This window comes from Neochlamydia sp. AcF65, from assembly GCF_018342435.1.
Classification (GTDB): Bacteria; Chlamydiota; Chlamydiia; order Chlamydiales; family Parachlamydiaceae; genus Neochlamydia.
This window is the reverse complement of sequence record NZ_JAEMUE010000031.1, coordinates 1-21,890: the sequence shown is the minus strand read 5'-3', so window position 1 is coordinate 21,890 and position 21,890 is coordinate 1. Positions and strand designations below refer to the sequence as shown.

The window sequence follows — 21,890 nt, the reverse complement described above, 5'->3', positions numbered from 1 at the left end:
CATTAGAATTGGATGATTTGCAGAGGGTATACACAGCTTAAGCTGGCTATTCTTATGAAATTCTTCTTGTTTTCCATCTAATTGCTCATTCTTATAGAAATAGTTACTTATAAGTACTCTTGTAGGATACCATTCTTTATAAAAACCTTGTTTAGAATTGTGTTAAGGATAGAATAGGTTTCATGGCAACTTCTTAGTCGCGGGAAGAAAAGCTGATTGCTTCTTTAAAGATAAGATGGCTAAAAGTTTTTTTATTTTATTTTAGCTCATCTCAATCTAAAAAGTGCTTACGACCATTCTAACATTGAAAACGCTGTCTTATTTTTTCGGCGATATTCTTCAGAGGATTTTCTGCTAATTCAAGCTTGGTAAGCTGAGACAATAGACCTATTTCTGCAGGAAGGCTGGTGAGTTGGTTTTGATTTAAGTGAAGCTCTTTCAGCTTAGACAACTCCCCGATTTCTGCAGGCAGGCTGGTGAGCTGGTTTTGATTTAAGAAAAGCTGTGTCAGCTGAGACAATTGCCCGATTTCTGCAGGCAGAGTGGTGAGTTGGTTTTGATTTAATTCAAGCCGTCTCAGCTCAGACAGTTCCCCAATTTCTGCAGGCAGAGCGGTGAGCTGGTTTTGATTTAAGTAAAGCTGGTGTAGGAGCTGAAACAACTGCCCGATTTCTACAGGCAGAGCGGTGAGCTGATTTTGATTTAAGTAAAGCGTTTGTAGTTTAGGCAGCTGCCCAATTTCTGCAGGCAGAGCGGTGAGCTGGTTTTGATTTAATTCAAGCCTTTGCAGTTTAGGCAGCTGCCCGATTTCTACAGGCAGAGCGGTGAGCTGATTTTGATTTAAGTAAAGCTTTTGCAGCTGAGACAGCTGGCCTATCTCTCCAGGAAGGCTGGTAAGCTGGTTTTGGCTTAATTCAAGCTCTCGCAGCTTGGACAGCTGTCCGATTTCTACAGGAAGGCTGGTAAGCTGGTTTTGATTTAAGTAAAGCGTTTGTAGTTTAGGCAGCTGCCCGATTTTTGCAGGCAGAGCAGTGAGCTGGTTTTGATTTAAGAAAAGCTGTGTCAGCTGAGATAATTGCCCGATTTCTGCAGGCAGGCTGGTAAGCTGGTTTTGGTTTAAGCGAAGCTGTGTCAGCTGAGACAATTGGCCTATTTCTGCAGGCAGGCTAGTAAGCTGGTTTTGAGTTAATCTAAGCCTTTGCAGCTGAGACAGCTGGCCTATCTCTCTAGGAAGAGTAGTAAGCTGGTTATCATCTAAGTAAAGCAATTCAAGATTAGGCAACTGTCCAATTTCTACAGGCAGAGCGGTGAGCTGGTTTTGATTTAAGAAAAGCTGTGTCAGCTGAGATAATTGCCCAATTTCTGCAGGCAGAGCGGTGAGCTGGTTTTGATCTAATCTAAGCTCTTGCAGCTGAGACAATTGACCTATTTCTGCAGGAAGGCTGGTGAGCTGGTTTTGATTTAATTCCAGCCTTTGCAGCTGAGACAGCTGCCTGATTTCAGCAGGAAGGCTGGTAAGCTGGTTTTGATTTAAGTCAAGCACTCGCAGCTGAGACAATTGACGGATTTCTGCAGGCAGAGCGGTGAGCTGGTTTTTGCTTAAGTGAAGCTTTTGCAGCTGAGACAATTGCCCTATTTCTGCAGGCAGAGAGGTGAGCTGATTGTTGCCTAAGTAAAGCCTTTGCAGCTCAGGCAGCAGCTGAATTTCTACAGAAAGGCTGGTGAGCTGGTTTTGACTTAAATCAAGCGTTTGCAGCTGAGATAACTGGCCTATTTCTGGAGGTAAATAAGTCAAGCCTGCTCCACATAAATTTAAAGTCGTGATGTTTTTACAATTTTCTTCAATCCAATCTCTAAGAAGCTCTCCTTTTTTCTCTAGAGGTAAGTGCTTAATTTCTTGCCGGCTCAAGTATTTTTCCCCACCAGGAAGTTTTTTCCACAGTAAAAGGCGATTAATATTTAAGAGATAAGAAGAGTAATTAGCCAGAGTTAAGCCTCTTTTTTCTTCTATTTTCCATTTAAATTCCAAAGGAGAAATAGATTTAGCTAAGGTAAAAACTTGTTTAAAAACTTGATAAACTTTTTCAGTAGAGGTAAGTCCAGGATTAAGTTGATAAACTTTAGCTAACATAAGAGTTCGTTGGGTAGTGGCATTCGTCTTAGGGAAATGAAGGTGGGCTATTTTTTTATAAAGAGAGGGCATGACTTCAGTAGCCAGCAGATGATGCCATCTTTTACAGACGCTTAATAAGGAAGGAACTGCGCAAGCCTTTAAGATAGGGAGTAGTAATTCATTGGGCAAGCTTTCAATAGATGTTGATGAGATAGGATGCATTTTATTTCCTTGGATAATGATGAACTTTTGTCATTTTTATTTTTGAAGGCAATATAAAAAAATTAAAAAAGCAAGTCAAACGAATTTGTATCTTTATCAACAAAAACAACTCACAGAGGATCTATCGCCCTTCTTTCTTAGATAGATTTAAGAGAAAGGGGGAGATCTTCCAAGCATTTAGGAACAGCCACAGGTTTTGGGGATTAAGTGATGCGGCAATTTTGGTTTGGCTAAAAAAATGAAATTGATTCTGTGCCTTATTTGAGAAAAACGGCTCTCTTTGGCGCCTTGTTTTAATTCTTCTACTGAATGATGAAATACAATACACCAGTTTCTTTCTATCAAAAAAGTTGTTCTCCCAGACATAACAATCGGCAGAAAAAGAGAGAAGCTCCTTGTCGTTATAAATGTGTAGGTTAGTTTAAGCTTGCTTAGTTGCTGGAAGGAAAGCGGATTGCTTGTTTAAAGATAAAATGGCTAAAAGTTTGTTATTCCATTTTAGCTCACTCCAAATTAAAAAGTACTTGTTATTCTACAATTGAAAACGCTGCCTTATCTTTTCTGCAATATCTTTCAAAGGATTTTCTGCTAATTCAAGCGCTTGCAGCTGAGACATCTGTCCGATTTCTGTAGGTAGACTGGTGAGTTGGTTTTGGCTTAAATCAAGCCCTAGCAGCTGAGGCAATTGCCCGATTTCTGCAGGAAGGCTGGTGAGTTGGTTTTGATTTAAGTAAAGCCCTCGCAGCTGAGACAATTGCCCGATTTCTGCAGGAAGGCTGGTGAGTTGGTTTTGATTTAAGTTAAGCCTTCGCAGCTGAGACAATAGGCCTATTTCTGCAGGAAGGCTGGTGAGCTGGTTTTGATTTAAGTGAAGCACGTGCAGCTGAGACAATAGACCTATTTCTACAGGAAGGCTGGTGAGTTGGTTTTGGTTTAATTCAAGCTGTAGCAGCTGAGTCAATTGCCCGATTTCTGCAGGCAGGCTGGTGAGCTGGTTTTGATTTAATTCAAGCCGATACAGCGCTTTAGGCAGCTGCCCGATTTCTGCAGGCAGAGCGGTGAGCTGGTTTTGATTTAATTCAAGCCATTCCAGCTGGGACAGCTGTCCGATTTGTGTAGGCAGAGCGGTGAACTGGTTTTGGTTTAAGTAAAGCTGTATCAGATTAGACAACCGACCAATTTCTGCAGGCAGACTGGTGAGTTGGTTTTGATTTAAGCAAAGCGTTTGCAGATCAGACAGCTGCCCGATTTCTGCAGGCAGAGCAGTGAGCTGGTTTTGATTTAACTCAAGCAATTCCAGCTGGGACAGTCGCCCAATTTCTGCGGGCAGAGCGGTAAGCTGGTTTTGATTTAATTGAAGTCCTTGCAGCTGAGACAATTGACCAATTTCTGCAGGCAGAGCGGTGAGCTGGTTCTGGCTTAACTTAAGCTCTTGCAGCTGAGACAGCCGTCCTATTTCTTTAGGAAGACTGGTGAGCTGGTTTTGATTTAATTCAAGCCATTCCAGCTGGGACAGCCGCCCGATTTCTGCAGGCAGAGCGGTGAGCTGGTTTTCTCTTAAGTCAAGCGTTTGCAGCTGAGACAACTGCCTGATTGCTGCAGGCAGAGCGGTGAGCTGGTTCTGGCTTAGCTTAAGCTTTGTCAGCTGAGACAATTGGCATATTTCTGAGGGTAAATAAGTTAAGCCTGCATTAGATAAATTTAAAGCCGTGATGTTTTTACAATTTTCTTCAATCCAATCTCTAAATAGCTCTCCTTTTTTCTTTAGAGGCAAGTGCTTAATTTCTTCTCGTCTCAAGTATTCTTTCCCACCAGGAAGTCTTTCCCAAAGCAAAAGGCGATTAATATTTAAGAGATAAGAAGAGTAATTAGCAAGACTTAAGCCTCTTTTTTCTTCTGTTTTCCATTTAAATTCCAATGGAGAAAAAGACTTGGCTAAAGTAAAGATTTGCTTAAAGATTGCATTTACCTTTGCTGCTTCAGAAAGCTTTTCTTCTAGCTTATAAATCCTATCTACAATAAGCACCTGCTCCTTAACATTTCCTTGAGGAACATGCACTTTACCTATTTGCTTATAAAGAGGGGGCATGACTTCAGAAGCCAGCAGATGATGCCATCTTTTACAAACGCTTGATAAGGAAGGAACTGCACAAGCCTCTAAGATAGGGAGCAGCAATTCATTGGGCAAGCTTTCCATAGATGCCAAAGAGATAGGATGCATTTTATTTCCTTGGATAGTGATAACTTTTTCAGCATTTTCATTTTTTAAAGACAATATAAAAAAATTAAAAAGCAAGTCAAATGGATTCGTATCCTTATCAATGAAAAACAACTCACAGATAATCTACCTCGCTTTTTTTTCAGATAGATTTAAGGAAAAGGGGGAGGCCTTTCAAGCATTTAGGAGCAGCCACAGGTTTTAGAGATTAAGTGATGCGGCAATTTTGGTTTGGCTAAAAGAATGAAATTGATTCTGTGCCTTATATGAGAAAAACGGCTCTTTTGGTGCCTTGTTTTAATTCTTCTACTGCTTCTACATGCACACTGGTGAGATGTTTTTGATTTAAGTGCGGATTACTTGTTTAAAGATAAGATGGCTAAAAGTTTTTTATTCCATTTAGCCCACCTCAATTTAAAAAGTGCTTACGACCATTCTACAATTGAAAACGCTGCCTTATTTTTACGGTAATATCTTTCAAAGGATTTTCCGCTAATTCAAGCTTGATAAGCTTAGACAGCTGCCCGATTTCTGCAGGAAGGCTGGTGAGATGGTTTTGATTTAAGCAAAGCCTTCGTAGCCGAGACATTTTCCCTATTTCTGCAGGCAGAGCGGTGAGCTGGTTTTGATTTAAGTAAAGCTGTAGCAGCTTAGACAGCTGCCCGATTTCTGCAGGCAGGCTGGTGAGCTGGTTTTGATTTAATTCAAGCTCTTGCAGCTTAGACAGCTGCCCGATTTCTACAGGTAGACTGGTGAGTTGGTTTTGATTTAAGTCAAGCGTTTGCAGCTTAGACAGCTGCCCAATTTCTGTAGGCAGAGCGGTGAGGTGGTTGTGATTTAAGTAAAGCCAGTGCAGCTGAGACAATTTTCCGATTTCTGTGGGAAGAGCGGTGAGCTGGTTTTGGTTTAAGTTAAGCCCTCCTAGCTGAGACAATTGCCCGATTTCTGCAGGCAAACTGGTGAGCTGGTTTTGCTCTAATTCAAGCGTTCCTAATTGCGATAGCTGTCCGATTTCTGCAGGCAGGCTGGTGAGCTGGTTTTGGCTTAAGTTAAGCCCTCCTAGCTGAGACAATTGCCCGATTTCTGCAGGCAAACTGGTGAGCTGGTTTTGATTTAAGTAAAGCTGTATTAGCTCAGGCAGCTTCCCGATTCCTGCAGGAAGGCTGGTGAGCTGGTTTTGATTTAATTCAAGTGTTTCCAACTGCGATAGCTGCCCGATTTCTGCAGGCAGAGCGGTGAGCTGGTTTTGGCTTAAAAAAAGCCATTGTAGTTGAGACAGCTGCCCGATTTCCATAGGCAAAGCGGTGAGCTGGTTTTGATTTAAGAAAAGCCATTGCAGCTGAGACAGCTGCCCGATTTCTGCAGGCAGACTGGTGAGCTGGTTTTGGCTTAAAAAAAGCTCTTGCAGTTGAGACAGCTGCCCGATTTCTGCAGGCAGACTGGTGAGCTGGTTTTGGCTTAAAAAAAGCTCTTGCAGTTGAGACAGCCGCCCGATTTCTGCAGGCAGGCTGGTGAGCTGGTTTTGCTCTAATTCAAGCGTTCCTAATTGCGATAGCTGTCCGATTTCTGCAGGCAGGCTGGTGAGCTGGTTTTGATTTAAGCTAAGCCGTATTAGCTCAGACAGCTTCCCGATTCCTGCAGGAAGGCTGGTGAGCTGGTTTTGATTTAATTCAAGTGTTTCCAATTGCGATAGCTGCCCAATTTCTGTAGGCAGAGCGGTGAGCTGGTTTTGATTTAAGTAAAGCTGTATTAGCTCAGGCAGCTGCCCGATTTCTGCAGGCAGGCTGGTGAGCTGGTTTTGGCTTAGATTAAGCGTTTGCAGCTGAGACAATTGCCCGATTTCTGTAGGCAGAGCGGTGAGCTGGTTGTGATTTAAGTAAAGCCGTGCCAGCTTAGACAGCCGCCCGATTTCTGCAGGCAGGCTGGAGAGGTGGTTTCCGCTTAAGCGAAATTCTTGCAGCTGAGACAATTGACCTATTTCTGCAGGTAGAGTAGTGAGCTGGTTTTCTCTTAAGTCAAGCGTTTGTAGCTGAGACAATTGCCCGATTTCTGCAGGTAGGCTGGAGAGGTGGTTTTCGCTTAAGCGAAGTTCTTGCAGCTGAGACAATTGAACTATTTCTGCAGGTAGAGTAGTGAGCTGGTTTTGGTATAAGTAAAGTCGTGCCAGCTTAGACAGCTGCCCGATTTCTCCAGGCAATGTGTTAAGCTGGTTTTGATTTAATTTAAGCGTTTGCAGCTGAGATAACTGGCCTATTTCTGGAGGTAAATAAGTCAAGCCTGCTCCACATAAATTTAAAGTCGTGATGTTTTTACAATTTTCTTCAATCCAATCTCTAAGAAGCTCTCCTTTTTTCTCTAGAGGTAAGTGCTTAATTTCTTGCCGGCTCAAGTATTTTTCCCCACCAGGAAGTTTTTTCCACAGTAAAAGGCGATTAATATTCAGCAGATAAGAGGAGTAGTTAGCTAAAGTAAAATATTTTTTCTCTTCAGTCTTCCATTTAAATTCTAGAAGAGAAAGAGAACTAGCTAAAGTAAAGATTCGCCTAAAGATTGCATTTATCTTTGCTGCTTCAGAAAGCTTTTCTTTTAGCTTATAAATTCTATCTACAATAAGAGCCTGCTCCTTAACATTTCCTTGAGGAACATGCACTTTACCTATTTGCTTATAAAGAGGGAGCATGACTTCAGTAGCCAGCAGATGATGCCATCTTTTACAGACGCTAAATAAGGAAGGAACTATGCAAGCCTCTAAGATAGGGAGTAGCAATTCATTGGGCAAGCTTTCAATAGATGTGAAGGCGATAGGATGCATTTTATTTTCTTGGGTAGTGGTGACTTTTTCAGCATTTTTATTTTTTTTAAAGACAATATAAAAAAATTAAAAAGCAAGTCAAACGAATTCGTATCCTTATCAATGAAAAGCAACTCACAGGTAATCTACCTCGCTTTTTTTTCAGATAGATTTAAGGAAAAGGGGGAGACCTTTCAAGCATTTAGGAGCAACCACAGTTTTTGGAGATTAAGTGACGCGGCAATTCTGCTTTGATTAAAAGAATGAAATTGATTCTTTGACTTATTGAGAAAAACGACTCTTTTGGGCGCAATGTTTTAATTCTCCTATCGAATGATGAAATACAATACGCCTAGCTTCTTCCTGTCGAGAAAGGTTGTTTTGCCAGTATAGCAATCTGCAGAAAAAGAGAAAAGCTTCTTGTCGTTACAAATGCGTAGTTTAGTTTGAGCTTGCTTAGCGACATTTTCTAAATTATTAAAATTGATTAAAATATAGGCTGTTTAATCAGCAAGCCTAATATGATAAGAAAACCTTATCCTAACGATTTAAATGATCGAGAACGGCAGGTGCTTGAACTTAATAATATGCAAGAAAAAAGCCGGTAAGCCACCTAAGCACCCTAAACGAGAGATGCTTAATGCCATCTTTTATGTCTTAAGGACAGGTTGCCAATGGACAGATCTTCCTTATGATCTTCCTCCTTGGAAATCGGTCTATTCTCAGTTTTTAAGATGGAGACAGAGTCATTTATTCGAACAAATTAATACTTATTTAAGGTGATCGCTTCGCCAAAGCTTAAGGCAAGCTAGCGGAACTTAAGTGCAGCTATAGTCGATAGCCAAAGCGTCAAAATAACTGAAAAAAAGGGCTCAGCGGATGCAACGGCGGCAAGAAAGTTAAAGGTAGGAAAAGACACATAGGGGGTAGATTATTTGGGACTGCTAATAGCAGCTGTAGTAAGCAGCACGACTTGCAATGGTAGAGATGGACTAAAGATGCTGCTTTATTTTTTCCTGAAAAAGCTCTATAGCCAAAAAAAATATTTGCCGATACAGGGTATAGGGGAGAAGAGATGAAATTAGAAGCAGCTTTACAGGGTATTGATTTAACAGCCATTAAAAGATCTAAGCTAAAAAGATTTCATCTACAAGCAAAAAGATGGATAGCAGAAAGAACATTTGCCTGGTTTGGCAAATGCCTCAGATTAAGTAAGGATTATGAGGCCTTACCAAACACTAGCCAAGCGTTCCTCTACTTAGCCATGATACACATGAGAGTAAAAAGAATAACGCAATAAATTAATTCAGATAATGTCTTTAGAAATAAGGCCTGGATTATCATAGCGTTATTAGAGCACTGTTTTTTCCTTTAACACTTATATGAAAATGGTTTGACGTCTATAAAATTAAAACATTTCTTTATTTTAAAGATATGTTGATAAAATGTAGCGGTACCTAATCGTGGAAAAGGAGGCTATGCAATGACTAAAAATAAAAATTACGATAAAGGTCAAGTGGCCCCTTTTCCCTTTGATAAAATGTTTTATCAGGAAAAAGGAGGTTCGGTGGATGAGCTTAACGATTATGATAGGGGCCAGCAAGAATTGGATTTAGGAGATGAAAGAGGCGCGGGGCACGAGCCATAAGGAGCATGCTGGCTAGGCCATCTGGCATTTAAAGGAGCTTTTAGGAGTAGCCCAGAGGTTAAGGGATGCTATTCTTAAAAGATCCTGAATAAAAGATAATTATCTATCACTTCTAAATTTTTTCTAATAAGCTATGATGAAAATTGCATTATAAGTGTTACTTGGATTGCTTTAATTAAAAAATTTGGTTTTTAAGCTTGTGTACTAAGGAGGACTTACATCCAGCATTTAAGCTATCAGCTTTTTAAATCTGTATGCGTCCTTTCTATTAGCTATACCCACATATTTCTAGGTTAGGCAAAACGATGATTAACTAGGGGGGAAAGCCGGTAGCTTAATCTCACGCTGAGCTATTTCCAAAAGTTTTTCCCCCATACGTTTTTCCTCTTCTAAAGAAAGCTTCATTAAATTGACCATTTCTTTTTGTTTATAATGTCCACACAAGAAGCAGATAAGATTATAGCAAGCTATTTCATAATGTTCGACCTTATGAGCAGCACTTATCAAGGCAATATCGTTAGAATCTGTATCTGCAAAATGCCTGATTAGCTCTTTCCCTTCGTTAAGAATGCCGTCCATACCTTTGCTACGATCCGTAAAATTAAGATCTAGTAAGGTTTTCATCAGTTCCCTCCCTTTATCAGCAAAATTAGGAATTCCTTGAATTTTGCTAGAGGTAGGATCAATGTCTAGCATCTCAAAAGTCTGTTGCAATCGTCTTATTTGGTCTTTTGTCTCTAAAATATGAGAAGAAAAAGCATCTTTTAATGCTTGGTTGGAAGATTTGCTAGCTAATGTCTTTAGATTATCATAGGTTTCTCTTTCAGCATTATAAAGATGTCTAAGGCCTGTTTCTAAAAACAAGTCTAAAGCTGAATTCTTTTCCATATAAGCCTCCTTATAGCTTACTAATTTTTTTTAATAAAAATATAATAATGCTTAAAATTGTGCTAAAATGTTCTTTAGACGTAAATGCAGGAGGAGGTTAGATTAAATCATTTTACTGTTCCTATCTGTAATATTTTTTTCCTTAAAGGGTGCACTATTTTTATCATTTTCAGGGGAGCGTATAGGCTCGCCCCCATCATTATTGCAATAGCAAATTTAGAAGTCTTTAAAAAAATAAGGGTAGATCGATTTCTTTGAAACCTGTGTAGAAGGCTTTTGGTTAATCTAAGTTTTAAATGTTTTTGACATAATAAGAGCAAACTTAATAAGGATTAAAAGTTACTTGATGGAGAAGGTTCCTGGTGAGAATGCTTTCCTCCTCTCCTTAATTTTTAAAAAAGCTTTTTTTCCTAGATAGATGGAAAGTTGATCAAACTGTTTATATCTTACAAGCCATCAACCGATAGGATTAAACTTCTTTTGCCTTTGTAAAAAGAGTTTAAAAAAAGATAAGCCTAGAAAATCTAGTGCTAAAGTTTTTTTAAATAATTTATCCTAGCTAAACTAGCTGATGAGGGGATTAGGATTTTAAAAAATTTATAGTTGTAGATTTTTTTCGATCTTATTAACTTGAAAATATAGTTTTCTAGTCTTACGCTATTCTTGAGGTACCTTTAACATAAGGAGGCTGATATGTCAGTAGATGTATTTGAGACAACTTTACAAAAAACCCATGAGTGGCTTAAAGATCTTATGAAGTTACTGGGATGGACTGACGAAAAAAAAGCTTATTTGGCTTTAAAAGGAACACTGCAAGCTTTGCGTGATCGTTTATCCGTAGAAGTGTCTGCGAAATTAAGTGCTCAATTGCCTATGTTAGTCCGAGGATTCTATTATGAAGGATGGAAGCCGTCTATAATGCCCGTTAAGGTTAAAACTACGGAAGAATTTTTAGATTTTGTAGCTTTTCACTTTAATAGCCTAGCATTAGTACAATATTCTGATGTAGAAAAAATAGTGCGTGCTGTATTCGAAGTAGTTACCCAGCATGTCTCTAAAGGAGAAATTGAACATATCAGGCAAGTTTTGCCTCTTCCTATCGCTGAGCTTTGGCCTTCTTCTTAAGGTTAGTAAGGCTTTTACCTTTCTACTGAAGGTGTTGCAAAGAAGAACTTACCGCGCTTTTGCCTTGAGCCCTTTAAAGGCCAGGCAAAAGCTTTGCTATAAACGCTTAAATGTAACTTTTAAAATTTTCCATTAGCTATTGTAGTGATCTATAATCTCTCTTAATTTCTTATCATTTAAATTTTTCTTTTCTATCTTTAAAAAGCTTATCTTATCAACTTATGTAAAATATAGGACGGAGCCAAGCATTCAACTTATTTTTTTCTCTTAAGGCTATAAATTTTAACTAGAAAGCGGCTTATAAAGAGTTTGTCTTCGCAAGTTTCCCTAGGGGATTATGTATAATAACTCCTCTATTTTGAATAATACGCTTTAAAAAAACTAAGTCCGCATACCTAGCCCTCTGAAATTTGCCTCTCTACTTAATGAGAGGAATTTTATAAAGTACGGGATTACATAAAAAGTAGCTTGAAAGCGTATAACTTAAAGTTTTTCTATTAAAAAGTTTGTCTTTTGCCTTTTGCTTGCTAACAGTCTCATCTAAAGCTCTCTTAAGAGCGAATGGCCATCTTTGCCTAGTGTAAAATGCGACGCAATGAAAAATTTTTCTCTGTAGGAAAAAAAGGTAATAAAAAAACTTGCATTTGAGAGAAATGAATGTTAAATGAATATTTTATCTGTAAAAGTTGAAGAAAACCCATAAATTTTTTAGGAGTGTTAGAATGAATAAAAAAGATCTCAAAAAACTTGCTTTGCTAGGTATTACAGGCGGCGTAATGATGGCTTCTCACGGTTCTATTTATGCTGATACTAGCAATCATTTAGCAACACCTGGAGTGCTCATGGCTAGCGGTTGCGGAGCTGGCACATGCGGAAATCAAGGCAAACCCTCCTCTGGTTTAAATCGTGAATCTCGTATCATCGCTGAGGCTGATGAAAGCCTTAAAAGTAGCTCTGCTACTCAATTGATGACGGAAGATCAATTGAAAAGCCAATTGAATGAACAAGGTAAAGAAAATTATAATAGTTTGAATGCAGAAGGGAAAGCTTTAGCACAGAAGTTAGCTAGCAGAACATGCAAAGGAAATAATGATTGCAAAGGCTTAAATTCTTGCAAAACAGAGGAGCATAGCTGTGCAGGCAAAGGTTCTTGTGCAGGATCGAGCGCTTGCAACTTCAAAGATAAGAATCTTGCTATCAAAGTTGCAGCACAAAAACAAGCCGAAAAACGTGCACAAACCAATCAAGGCTCTAATTAAGGTTTGACTCCTAGTGTGTGCATATCTTTAAGTTTTAAATGCTTGGATGTGTGCACACTTTTGGTAGCTTTTATTGCTAATTAAATAGAATTTAAATTGATAGGCTATTTTATAAGCACTTAACCTTTAAGCTTTGGTTAACTTTTTTATTCATGATTGAGCTTAAAAAACTTATGATTCGGACAAGAGGAGAGAAATGAAGAAAAGAGATCTTAAAAAATTGGCGTTATTGGGCTTGGCAGGTGGCATGATGCTTTCGCAATCTGTCCATGCGCAGCAGCCTTCTTCCCCTACTTATCCTACCCTGTTAGCTGCCGTCTCTACTCCTGACAAAAGCAGTCCTCCTTCGGCCCCTTCTACGGCTACTACGCAAGCTGAAGTCGATCCTAATGCTGGTAATCTAGGCTATCATCTGATGGATGAAGAGGAGTTGCTGCTTGAGCTTAATGAGGAGGGCCAGCAAAATTACCAAGCTTTAGATGTAGCTAATAAAGAATTAGCACGGCAGGTGGCAAGCGCACGTTGTGGAAATACTAATCAATGTAAAGGGCTAAATGCCTGTAAAACTGATAAGCATGAGTGTGCCGGGCAAGGCTCGTGCAAGGGTCAAGGTAAATGTGCAATCGCGGACAAAAACCTTGCTGTTAAGCTAGTTTATGATAAAATGATGAAAAAAAGGGCACTTGCTAACGGAAATTAAACTTTAAATACCAGGCCTATATTTTTGAAGTTCTAGAAATTTTTCTTCATCAAACGGGTAGTAGGAACAAAAAAATTTAAGTATTGCCAGGATGGCTATGAAAAATGCAAACATTCCTAACTTAGGAATTGGAATAGGTTTAAGGCATGTACACTACGAAGATATTTTTCGCTTACAACCTGAAATTGACTGGTTTGAAATTATTAGTGAAAATTTCATGGTGGAAGGTGGCAAACCTCTTGAAAATCTTGAGAAAATTTTAGCTAAATATCAGGTCGTGCAACATGGAGTAGCTCTAGGAATCGGAAGTGCTGAGCCTTTAGACTACACTTATTTAAAAAAACTTAAAGCCTTAACACGTTTAACCAAGACCCCTTGGTTATCTGATCACTTATGTTGGGGGCATCTGCCCGGCGCTCACTATCATGATTTACTTCCCTTGCCTTATACCCAAGAAGTCATCAACTATGTAGCTGAAAGAGCACGTATCGTACAGGATTACTTAGAAATTCCTTTTGCTCTTGAAAACCTTTCTTCTTATGTAGCTTTTCAAGAGGATGAGATGCCTGAATGGGAATTTTACACGGCTGTTGTAGAGAAAGCTAACATTTTTATGATGTTGGATGTCAATAACATTTATGTCTCTAGTCGCAACCATGGCTTTGATGCGCAAAAATATATCCAAAACCTTCCTTATGATCGGGTGTTGCAAATCCACTTAGCGGGCCATAGCGATCATGGCGATTATGTATTAGATACCCATGATAATTATGTCCGCGATGAAGTGTGGGATTTATATGCCGATATTTATCCCCGCACAGGGGGTGTTTCCACTTTACTTGAATGGGATGATAATTTTCTTAGTTTTCAAGAAACTTGGGAGGAGGCTCTAAAAGCAAAAAAGTTTCAGAAATATTTACATGACAAGGCTAGCCTTGAAAGACCGATGCGCCAATTGCAAGGGGTAGAAGTGTGAAGGCAATGGAATTAACGTTAGATAAGCAAGTACCCGCTAACCTTAGAAAGCTGCAAGAGTGGTTTGCAAGTATACTAGTAAGGCCTGTCGATCAAGATAGCCGTATGAATCCTATCTCTCCTTCACAAGAAAGCATGGAAGAAGAAGCATTTGACTACATTGTTCCTAGCCCTACTTTAAGGCCCGCTCAACGTATAGAGCTTTATAATCAGCAATATTGGTGGAGGCTTTTAAGCATTTTGCATGATGCCACACCTCTTGTGGTGCGCCTGTTTGGATATCATGACTTTAATGAAAAAATTGGCAAGCCTTATCTTACTCATTATCCTCCTGATACCTGGTCGTTAAATTTTCTTAGTGATCGGCTTCCTCGGTGGATAGATGAGAACTATCAGGAAAAGGATAAACAATTAGTATTAGATGCAGCAAAGATTGACGCCGCTTTAAACTATTCTTTTTTTGCTGCCCATTATTCACCTGTAAATGCCCATACAATAGCAGCAGGGATGGATAAAACTCTTAAACGTCGCATGTGTTTACAACCTCACGTTTTCTTATTTAATTTGCGTTATGATATGTTTGCTTTCCGTCAGGAAATGATCAAACAAGAGGTAGAATACTGGGAAAATCATGATTTTCCTAACCTAGCTCAAGATCGTCCCCATTATTTTGTGGTATACCGTAATAGTAAAAATAATTTACAGTGGGACGAAATTGACTTTTCTGCTTTTCGTTTCCTAAATCTTTTTTCAACAGGGACCAGTCTTGAAAAAGCCTGTGAATGGCTTGAGCAACAAGATGAGCAGCTTTATGCTGAGGCAGCAAGCAAGCTACATCTTTGGCTTCAAGAATGGGTGTTCCGGCAATGGCTATATTTTGATGATAAACAGTCGTGAAGCAGCATTTTTCGCCCTCTTACATTCCTTAAAAGGGGAGAGCTTTATTTCCGAATATTTAGAGGAGTGGTTTAAAAAAGAGCAGCCTTCTTCTCAAGATTATCAATTAGCCCATCAAATAGCGTACGGTTCTGCTCAGATGGCACTAGCCTTAGATTATTTGGCTTTGCAGCTCTCTGAAAAGAAAAAGATGCGTTTAAAGTTAAAAGAAAAAGCTTTACTCCGTACAGCTTTATATCAATTTTACTTCTTAGACAAGCTCCCTCATTACGCTATTGCGGATGAGTCAATCAAGATTGCAAAGAAGCATTTTCATTCTTACTTTGTTGCTTACTTAAATGCTATATTAAGGAAGCTTTCTTTTCTTTCTTTAAGTCTACCCCAAGGGATGGATCCATCTTCTCTTAGTATCCGCTATTCGTTCCCCCTTTATTTTATTAAAGCTCTCAACAAGCACTACGGCTTGCAGACGACAATAAAGATTTTAGAGGCTAGCAATAAGCCTGCTTTAACAATGGCTCGGCTAAGAAATATAGTAGCAATCCCGACAGAGTGGAACACAGTTATAGAAAAGCCAGTCAAGGTCATTACCGTCCCTGCTTCTGAGGTTAAAAGGGTGGCTTCTTCTGCAAATTATTATATTCAAAATGTTACACCAGCAAGCTTAATAGGGAATCTTTCTCAAGAAATAAGCAAAACTCCTACCAGCATTTTGGATCTATGCGCTTCGCCTGGCGGTAAAACTTTGGCCCTACATGATTTTTTCCCTCAAGCAGCCCTATATGCCAATGATGTCTCCTTGCCAAAAATACAAAAATTAAAAGACAATCTTACAAAATATGGTGTGCAAGCTCAAGTAAGCTGCTGTGAGGGCGAGAAGTTAAAATTTGATAAAAAATTTGATCTTATCGTTTTAGATGTGCCTTGTAGTAATAGTGGGGTTTTGAGTAAACGCCCTGAAGCTCGCTGGAGATTAAACGAAGATCAAGCAAAGCAGCTTAAAATCATCCAGCTCAATTTGTTAAAAAATGCTGCTCATCTGTTGGAAAATGAGGGTGAAATTTGGTACATGACCTGCAGTATTCTCCCTGAAGAAAATGAAGAGATAGTAGCTATAGCGTGCCAAGAACTGGGGTTAATGAAAAAGAAACTTATTTCCATCTTGCCTAACGCAGAAGGATGGGATGGAGGCTTTGCCTGTCGCTTGGTTAGTCGGACCTAATCTAACCTAAAGTTTTCTTAGCGCCTGCATTTTAAAAGGAGGTTTTCTTTTTCTCCTTCTTTAGCTTTTTTCCTCGCTTCATTTCATTCCAACGTCCCTGCATAAAAGAGAGGATTCAATCTTTTCCCCTAATTTTTTATCTGGCCCTGTGGATTTCTAAAAATTCCTTTCCTAATGCTTCTAACAGCTTACGATAAGTGGGAAATCCTAGTTGATGGTCTACGAGGGGAAGACCCCAGGAGCTAGGTAAAAATGTAATATGCTTCTGAGGATCTAAGAAAGATTTAATATAGGTAATGGGATCTAAATAGCAAACCGCATCTCCAAGGCTTACATAGTTAATCACATTTTGAAATCCCCCTGTTGCCAGTAGGCAAGGAGAGCCAAAAGTATATACATCTATCATATTTAGCTCCTCCGCTGACAAAAGGCCTTTAGCTCTTAAGGTATCAGAGGCCCCAATACTATGCGCATAATGAATAATTCTTCCTCCGCCTTCCACACCACCTATCTGTGCTATCAATTCCCGCCATTTTGAAGCAAGCTGCTTAGCTTGAGGAGAAACCCATCCACATCTAACGGCTAGAGATTTTAGAAAATCGTAAGTCCATCCTTCTGTGGGGCGGAAAATGTAGTGGATGTTATTGCCACCATGAAATTTTGAAATTATTTCTAAGCTATACATGACATCATGGCGAGCATTTAAAATCCCATTAATCAAAGTAATTCTTACTTTGTCATTTATTTCTCCTTGTCCTATCACCCCCGCTTCATTCTTTCCTATATAAAAACCACAGATGCCTAAAGTTAGCTTGCCAAAAATAGCGCTCGCTGTTCCTTCAATCTTCTCATTGAAATTATGTTCCAATGAAAGATGAGTAGACATGAAGGCCTGCATATTGCGCAGTAAGCTGAAAATTTGCTGACCGATATCGGTAACTTGGGAATAAATCGCGCTCCATAAGTTACTAAAAGAGAATAGGCCATAAGGGTCCATGCGATTGATAGGATTATTAGAGGCAAAAGCATAGAGGTTAGGGCTTTCCATAGAGCCTAAGGGATCTTGTGTGGTCCATTGGCCTAGGGAAGGATCGTAGTAACGTTTTCCAAAATAAATCAGGCCAGATTCTGGGTCCATTCTTTTACTTGAAAAGCGCCATGGATTATTGCAGGAGGGGAGCTCTCTCTCTTCTTCCCCAAACGCAGAATAATGGGCTTTTTCTATCAAGGTCTGATCGGCAAGTGAGATAAGCCCACAGACTGAGCCGCGATGATCATGGAGAGGAATGTATGCTTGATCTTCTATTTCTAATAGGACGGCGCTGCCAATTTCTGCTCCTAGCCCCTCACCTAACACACGCAATTCAGTTATTTGATTTTTATCATTGACTGCTCCAATTTCATTTAAACCATCATAAAGATATTTTTGTTCCCATTTTTTTTCACCATTAGGAGCAAAACATGTTTTTGACAAGCGCCGATGAAAAAGATCATACCTATATCGATAAACTTCCCCGTTATCCTGGCGTAGAGCTATCATGCGATTTAAAGCATCATATTCAAAACGAAGTCTCTTGCCTTCGACTATCTTTTCTTTCAAATTGCCGTTGGCATCATAATCATTTTGGGTGTTATGGTAACCGATTAGTTGCCCCAAAGGATTAATTGTGCACTCTTTATAATTTTTAGACGTTTGATTTCCTAGCCAGTTATAGGTGTAGGTATTGCTGAAAAGCCCTGCTTCATTTGTTAGGTAGTTTTGATCATCGTAAATATAATTGTGCTTATATTCCCCACTAAAATCTTTAAAAGTAATCCCTTCGATAATCTGCGGCTTTTCAGGCAAATAATGGATAGCTTCAGACCAAAAAGGCGTAGAAATATGAGTAAGATAACCTTTGCTATTATAACTACGTAGCTCTTGACCTAAGCCGCCCGCCAAGTCACTAATCAGCGGATGACCATTTAAATTGCGCTCTTGATACCTATGAATCAAGGGACCTTTTAAAAGACGTTGCCTCTCAATTTTTCTAAGATAGAGGCTGCCATAACTATATTTAATGGAAGATGTATCAGGAAGATCTAATTGAATGCAGCGGTTAAGCTCATCATAATGCCTGGTGGTTTTTAATCCGTTGCCTTGTACTTCTTCTAATAAGCATCCGTCGAGAGAAAAGGTGCGCCGTGTAGATAAGCAATGAACTTTATCTTCAATATGGGTGATATGCTGGAGAGAATCATAGGAAAGAATATAGTGGATCGTAAGATCAGAAGAATGAAGGGAAGTAAGGTTGCCTAGAGAATCATATTCATAAAAAATGGTCACCCCATCCGGCTTAAGAAGGGCACTTAGCTGGCCTGCCTCATTGTAAGTATACTGGGTAGTCATAGGTCTTACTGTACCAAATCCTTCAATGCATCTAATAAGGCGATCATAGGAATCATAATGCCATACTGTACTGATGGTTTTGCCGTGGCTTAAAAAGTAAGTTTGCTTAGCTTTATGATTATTCACATCCCACTGTAATTCTTGTAAGGAAAGTATGTCACCTAGGCTGTTTTTCTTGGTTATCTTCACAGGTCGTTTCATCGCATCGTAAAGAGTGAGAGTCACATTTCCTGACGGGTCAGTCACAGCTTGTTGAAGTACTTGCTGTCCTAGAGAATTGAAAACAAGCTCTTCAATGGGAGAAGGTTGTATAGGGGTGGGTTCTACCCAACTCATTTTTTGTATCTTGCCCTTGGTATTTTCAAGACGGGTAGATTTTAAATCATTTTTAAAATCATATTCTTTAATAGTGGCAATAAAATTTTCAAGATGGGGGCCATACCATTCTTTAGAAATAGTCTGTTGACCTAAATGATTATATTCATAGGTTAATCGCTTACTAATAGTTTTCCCTGTCATTTGCTCGAGAGCTTGTAAACGGCCCATATAGTCGTATTTATAACAGATTCTTCGACCTGTGGCCTCCCTTGCTTCTAATAAATGGAAGGCATTATGAATAAAAGTAGTGGCTTTGTATAAAGCGCCTGTTTTATCAAAAGCTTCATTTTTAAAGAGTCGCCCTAAAGGGTCACGATGATAAACTATATAATTTCCTTGAATATCAAAAGCAACTTTTAAGGATCCATCCAAATTATAAATAAATTTTTCCACTCTTTGATCAGGGTAGAGGATGAGGATAGGCTTACCATAAGCATTGTATTGAGTGTAAGTAGTACAACCTTTTGCATCCGTTTGGGCTATCACGCGATTAAGTACATCATAACTTGTCTGCTTAGAGGGATTGATAATGTTAAGGTTTTCGTCCAAGACGGCCGGATAAATCACTTGAGTCTCACGACCTAAGCTATCATATTCATAGGTAGTTTGATTACCACACTCGTCAATAAATGCTCTCTTATTGCCTTTTAAATCATAATGAAAGTAAGTTTTTTTAGTCTGATCATTGTTATCTAAAACTTCGCTACTAATTAAACGATTGGCAAAATCATAGGTATGGATAATTTGTTGTGAGATACCTGTAGGGCTGATACATGTTTGTTTTAATAGATTGCCATTTAAATCATAGCTCTTCTCGGTAAGCCCTTTAACTTCATCGGATGAAGTAATAAGCTTTTGGCGCTCATCATAGGTGTTATTTATGGAATAATAATGTTGATTATTCGCATCGTAATAGTCTTCTTGAATAACCTTCGCTTGATGGTTGTAGTGATAGATGATTTTTTTTATAAGATGAGTTTGGCCGGTAGAAAGATTCAATGCCCTCTCTTCTATGCTTTCTGGTAAACCTAAGGCAGGATGGTCCGTACGATAACTAATTGTTTTTATCTGCCTTTCGCTGACGTTGGTAAGGTCGTTTATATTTTTTGAAGATCCATCGTCTTTGCTAAAGGTGGTGACCTGCCCAGCTTGATTGTAAGAGTAAAATTCTCTTAGAATAATTTTGTCGTTAATGCATGTTAACTTGGACTGAAGGTAGGGAGTATTAGGGAAATATGCATAAATTATTTTTTTTCCATTATCTTCTTCTGTGCTCTTTAGAAGATCATTTGCATATTCATAGGTTATGCTATAATGCTCTATCCCATTTTTTAAAGGATAAGCATCGTGGCCTATTTGAATAGCTAGCGTGCATGTGCCAGTAAGGTTGCCATATAGGGTTTCTTTAATTAAACGCTGTTGGTTGTCATAAGAAAAGGAGTGGGCAATAAGAATAGTACCCTGAGCATCGGCTATATAACGGGTACGAAGCTGTTTGCTGTTTTCCTTTTTTCCTAAAGCTTGAGTCCATATTAATTTTTCTAGGCGAGAAAATTGGCCGGCTGAATCGTAATTTTCAATATCTGTTATATATCCATCGCAGAAGCGATAAATGGTTTTGCAATTAAGAGCATCATAGACCTCCGTAGACCCTTCATGATAAACAAAGCTACGAGTAACAATAGCGGTGGCATCTTCTCCTACAGGGCTTTTTTGAACTTTAACTTTTCCGGCATGAGGATGGCCTTTTTCATAATATTCGTATTCTACATAACGGCCTTCTGGTAATTCGCGTCGGTTGATAAGGTAACCTTCTTGGGAAGGGTGCTTTTGATAGTAATAAGCAATAGAAGGAGCGCTTGAGGAAATGACTTCGGCAATTAAACGAGGATTACGGAAGCGATAGGTGATTTGCTGGTTATCATGGGTTTGAATGATGCATTGCTTATAAGGATCATCGCTATGTTGAATGTTCAACCAGCTATAGAGATGCTTATCAGCAAAGTCAGAGGCTTTTACAGCTTTTAAGCGATTTTGCTGATCATATTCATACGAGATTTTGTGCGTAGAGGTAAAATGGCCTGCCTCTCCTGGCGTAGATGCGTTAAATAGGTTAGGGAAGTTACACTGCCATCCCGATAAAAAACAGTCTTCTCCCGTGTGATATCTGCGCAGGGTCATAGGGGCTGGCCCGTTAAGATGTAAATCGTTTTGAGCTTCCGTGTACTGGCCGGTCATGATATTTACTGAATCAAATACATAAGTAGGATTTTGCCACTCATGCAAGGAAGGTAATAATGAAGAAGAGGGGAGCTCTTGCGTATAGGCACCGTAGGAATTGATGAATAAAATAATAAATAAGCAAATAAGCTTCTTCATGAACTAACCAAAATTAAATAACAGAAATAGCTTAACCAAGAATAAACTTAAAGGGCAAGAGACAATCTATTTATAATGAAATTTTATGATTTAAAAATAAAATTTACATATGATTTTTTTAGCTTCTCTTTCTTATATTTTTTTCTGAAATATTTTTCGGCCGATTTCACTTTAGCTTCGCAGGGAGAAAAGAGTTAGCTCAAGTAAAAACGTGCTTGAAGATTGCTTTTAGCTTTCTTATTCAGCAAGCTCAGTTTTTAGCTGATAAAGAAAAGACTATGTTTCATTAGCTAAACAGATGCTTTAATGGAAAATTGTTGGTGCGCCGCAGGCGCGCAAAGAAGTTCAATATGAACTAAAACTTTGTGCTTAAGCTGTACAAATGATGGAGAAGGCCCTCCGAAGTCGGTTTTCAGGAACGGGCTTCAAACCACCTTAAGCTGCTGTTATTAAGAGTAATGGTAGTGAGCATTAAGGAAAAGTCGAGATAAAACTCGGAAGGTATAAATCAGAAAGACGAATAAACCTTAAACCATTGTTGACGCGTCGTAAGCCAGAAATTTGATGTCAAAAGCAGGGGCGCTTCGATCTTCTGTAAAGAATCTACAAGATACCTGATTACTGTGTAGATGGCATCCGGCGTATAGATGGCGTGAGTCTGATTTGGGCGTTTGTACGGAACTGTG

At 39.1% G+C, this 21,890-nt stretch carries 14 protein-coding genes; 9 read left to right on the top strand and 5 right to left on the bottom strand.

What is annotated here, in order from left to right; genetic code table 11:
* Positions 1-298: 298 nt before the first annotated feature.
* From NEOC65_RS02865 to NEOC65_RS02855, 3 genes are all read right to left on the bottom strand, one after another.
* The gene (locus NEOC65_RS02865; protein ID WP_213155660.1) at positions 299-2,335 is read right to left on the bottom strand and encodes a leucine-rich repeat domain-containing protein; all 2,037 of its coding nucleotides are present in this window, start codon (positions 2,333-2,335) and stop codon (positions 299-301) included.
* A gap of 532 nt (positions 2,336-2,867) precedes the next feature.
* On the bottom strand, positions 2,868-4,556 hold the full coding sequence (locus NEOC65_RS02860; protein WP_213155659.1) for an F-box/LRR-repeat protein: 1,689 nt from the start codon (positions 4,554-4,556) through the stop codon (positions 2,868-2,870).
* A 433-nt stretch (positions 4,557-4,989) separates the two neighbouring features.
* A complete protein-coding gene (locus NEOC65_RS02855; RefSeq protein WP_213155658.1) occupies positions 4,990-7,365 on the bottom strand; it encodes a leucine-rich repeat domain-containing protein in 2,376 nt (791 codons plus the stop codon).
* A gap of 531 nt (positions 7,366-7,896) precedes the next feature.
* On the opposite strand from NEOC65_RS02855, the gene NEOC65_RS09925 reads away from it, so the two are divergent.
* From NEOC65_RS09925 to NEOC65_RS02840, 3 genes are all read left to right on the top strand, one after another.
* Positions 7,897-8,127 carry a transposase gene (locus NEOC65_RS09925; protein WP_213155657.1) on the top strand — a complete coding sequence of 77 codons (231 nt, stop codon included), beginning with the start codon at positions 7,897-7,899 and terminating at the stop codon, positions 8,125-8,127.
* Between the two features lie 259 nt (positions 8,128-8,386).
* Entirely contained in the window at positions 8,387-8,644 is a 258-nt protein-coding gene (locus NEOC65_RS02845; RefSeq protein ID WP_349305288.1) for a transposase, read from the top strand.
* 183 nt (positions 8,645-8,827) lie between these two features.
* The gene (locus tag NEOC65_RS02840) at positions 8,828-8,992 is read left to right on the top strand and encodes a hypothetical protein (RefSeq protein WP_166156609.1); all 165 of its coding nucleotides are present in this window, start codon (positions 8,828-8,830) and stop codon (positions 8,990-8,992) included.
* A gap of 309 nt (positions 8,993-9,301) precedes the next feature.
* Here the strand turns inward: NEOC65_RS02840 and NEOC65_RS02835 are convergent, their stop codons facing one another.
* On the bottom strand, positions 9,302-9,880 hold the full coding sequence (locus tag NEOC65_RS02835) for a YciE/YciF ferroxidase family protein (RefSeq protein ID WP_213155655.1): 579 nt from the start codon (positions 9,878-9,880) through the stop codon (positions 9,302-9,304).
* Positions 9,881-10,573: 693 nt separating this feature from the next.
* On the opposite strand from NEOC65_RS02835, the gene NEOC65_RS02830 reads away from it, so the two are divergent.
* The 6 genes from NEOC65_RS02830 (at position 10,574) to NEOC65_RS02805 (ending at position 16,058) form a co-directional block, all read left to right on the top strand.
* Entirely contained in the window at positions 10,574-11,005 is a 432-nt protein-coding gene (locus NEOC65_RS02830) for a DUF2267 domain-containing protein (protein WP_213151821.1), read from the top strand.
* Positions 11,006-11,727: 722 nt separating this feature from the next.
* A complete protein-coding gene (locus tag NEOC65_RS02825; RefSeq protein WP_213151823.1) occupies positions 11,728-12,264 on the top strand; it encodes a hypothetical protein in 537 nt (178 codons plus the stop codon).
* 196 nt (positions 12,265-12,460) lie between these two features.
* Positions 12,461-12,964, top strand: coding sequence for a hypothetical protein (locus NEOC65_RS02820; protein WP_213151825.1), 504 nt, complete (start codon positions 12,461-12,463; stop codon positions 12,962-12,964).
* A gap of 97 nt (positions 12,965-13,061) precedes the next feature.
* A complete protein-coding gene (gene bufB / locus NEOC65_RS02815) occupies positions 13,062-13,940 on the top strand; it encodes an MNIO family bufferin maturase (RefSeq protein WP_213151827.1) in 879 nt (292 codons plus the stop codon).
* Between the two features lie 5 nt (positions 13,941-13,945).
* Positions 13,946-14,836, top strand: coding sequence for an HvfC/BufC family peptide modification chaperone (locus NEOC65_RS02810; RefSeq protein WP_249270172.1), 891 nt, complete (start codon positions 13,946-13,948; stop codon positions 14,834-14,836).
* A complete protein-coding gene (locus NEOC65_RS02805) occupies positions 14,820-16,058 on the top strand; it encodes an RsmB/NOP family class I SAM-dependent RNA methyltransferase (RefSeq protein WP_213155654.1) in 1,239 nt (412 codons plus the stop codon). Before NEOC65_RS02810 ends, NEOC65_RS02805 begins: the two co-directional genes overlap by 17 nt.
* A gap of 136 nt (positions 16,059-16,194) precedes the next feature.
* Here NEOC65_RS02805 and NEOC65_RS02800 read toward each other — a convergent pair whose 3' ends face one another.
* Entirely contained in the window at positions 16,195-21,204 is a 5,010-nt protein-coding gene (locus tag NEOC65_RS02800) for an RHS repeat-associated core domain-containing protein (protein ID WP_213155653.1), read from the bottom strand.
* Positions 21,205-21,890 lie beyond the last annotated feature (686 nt).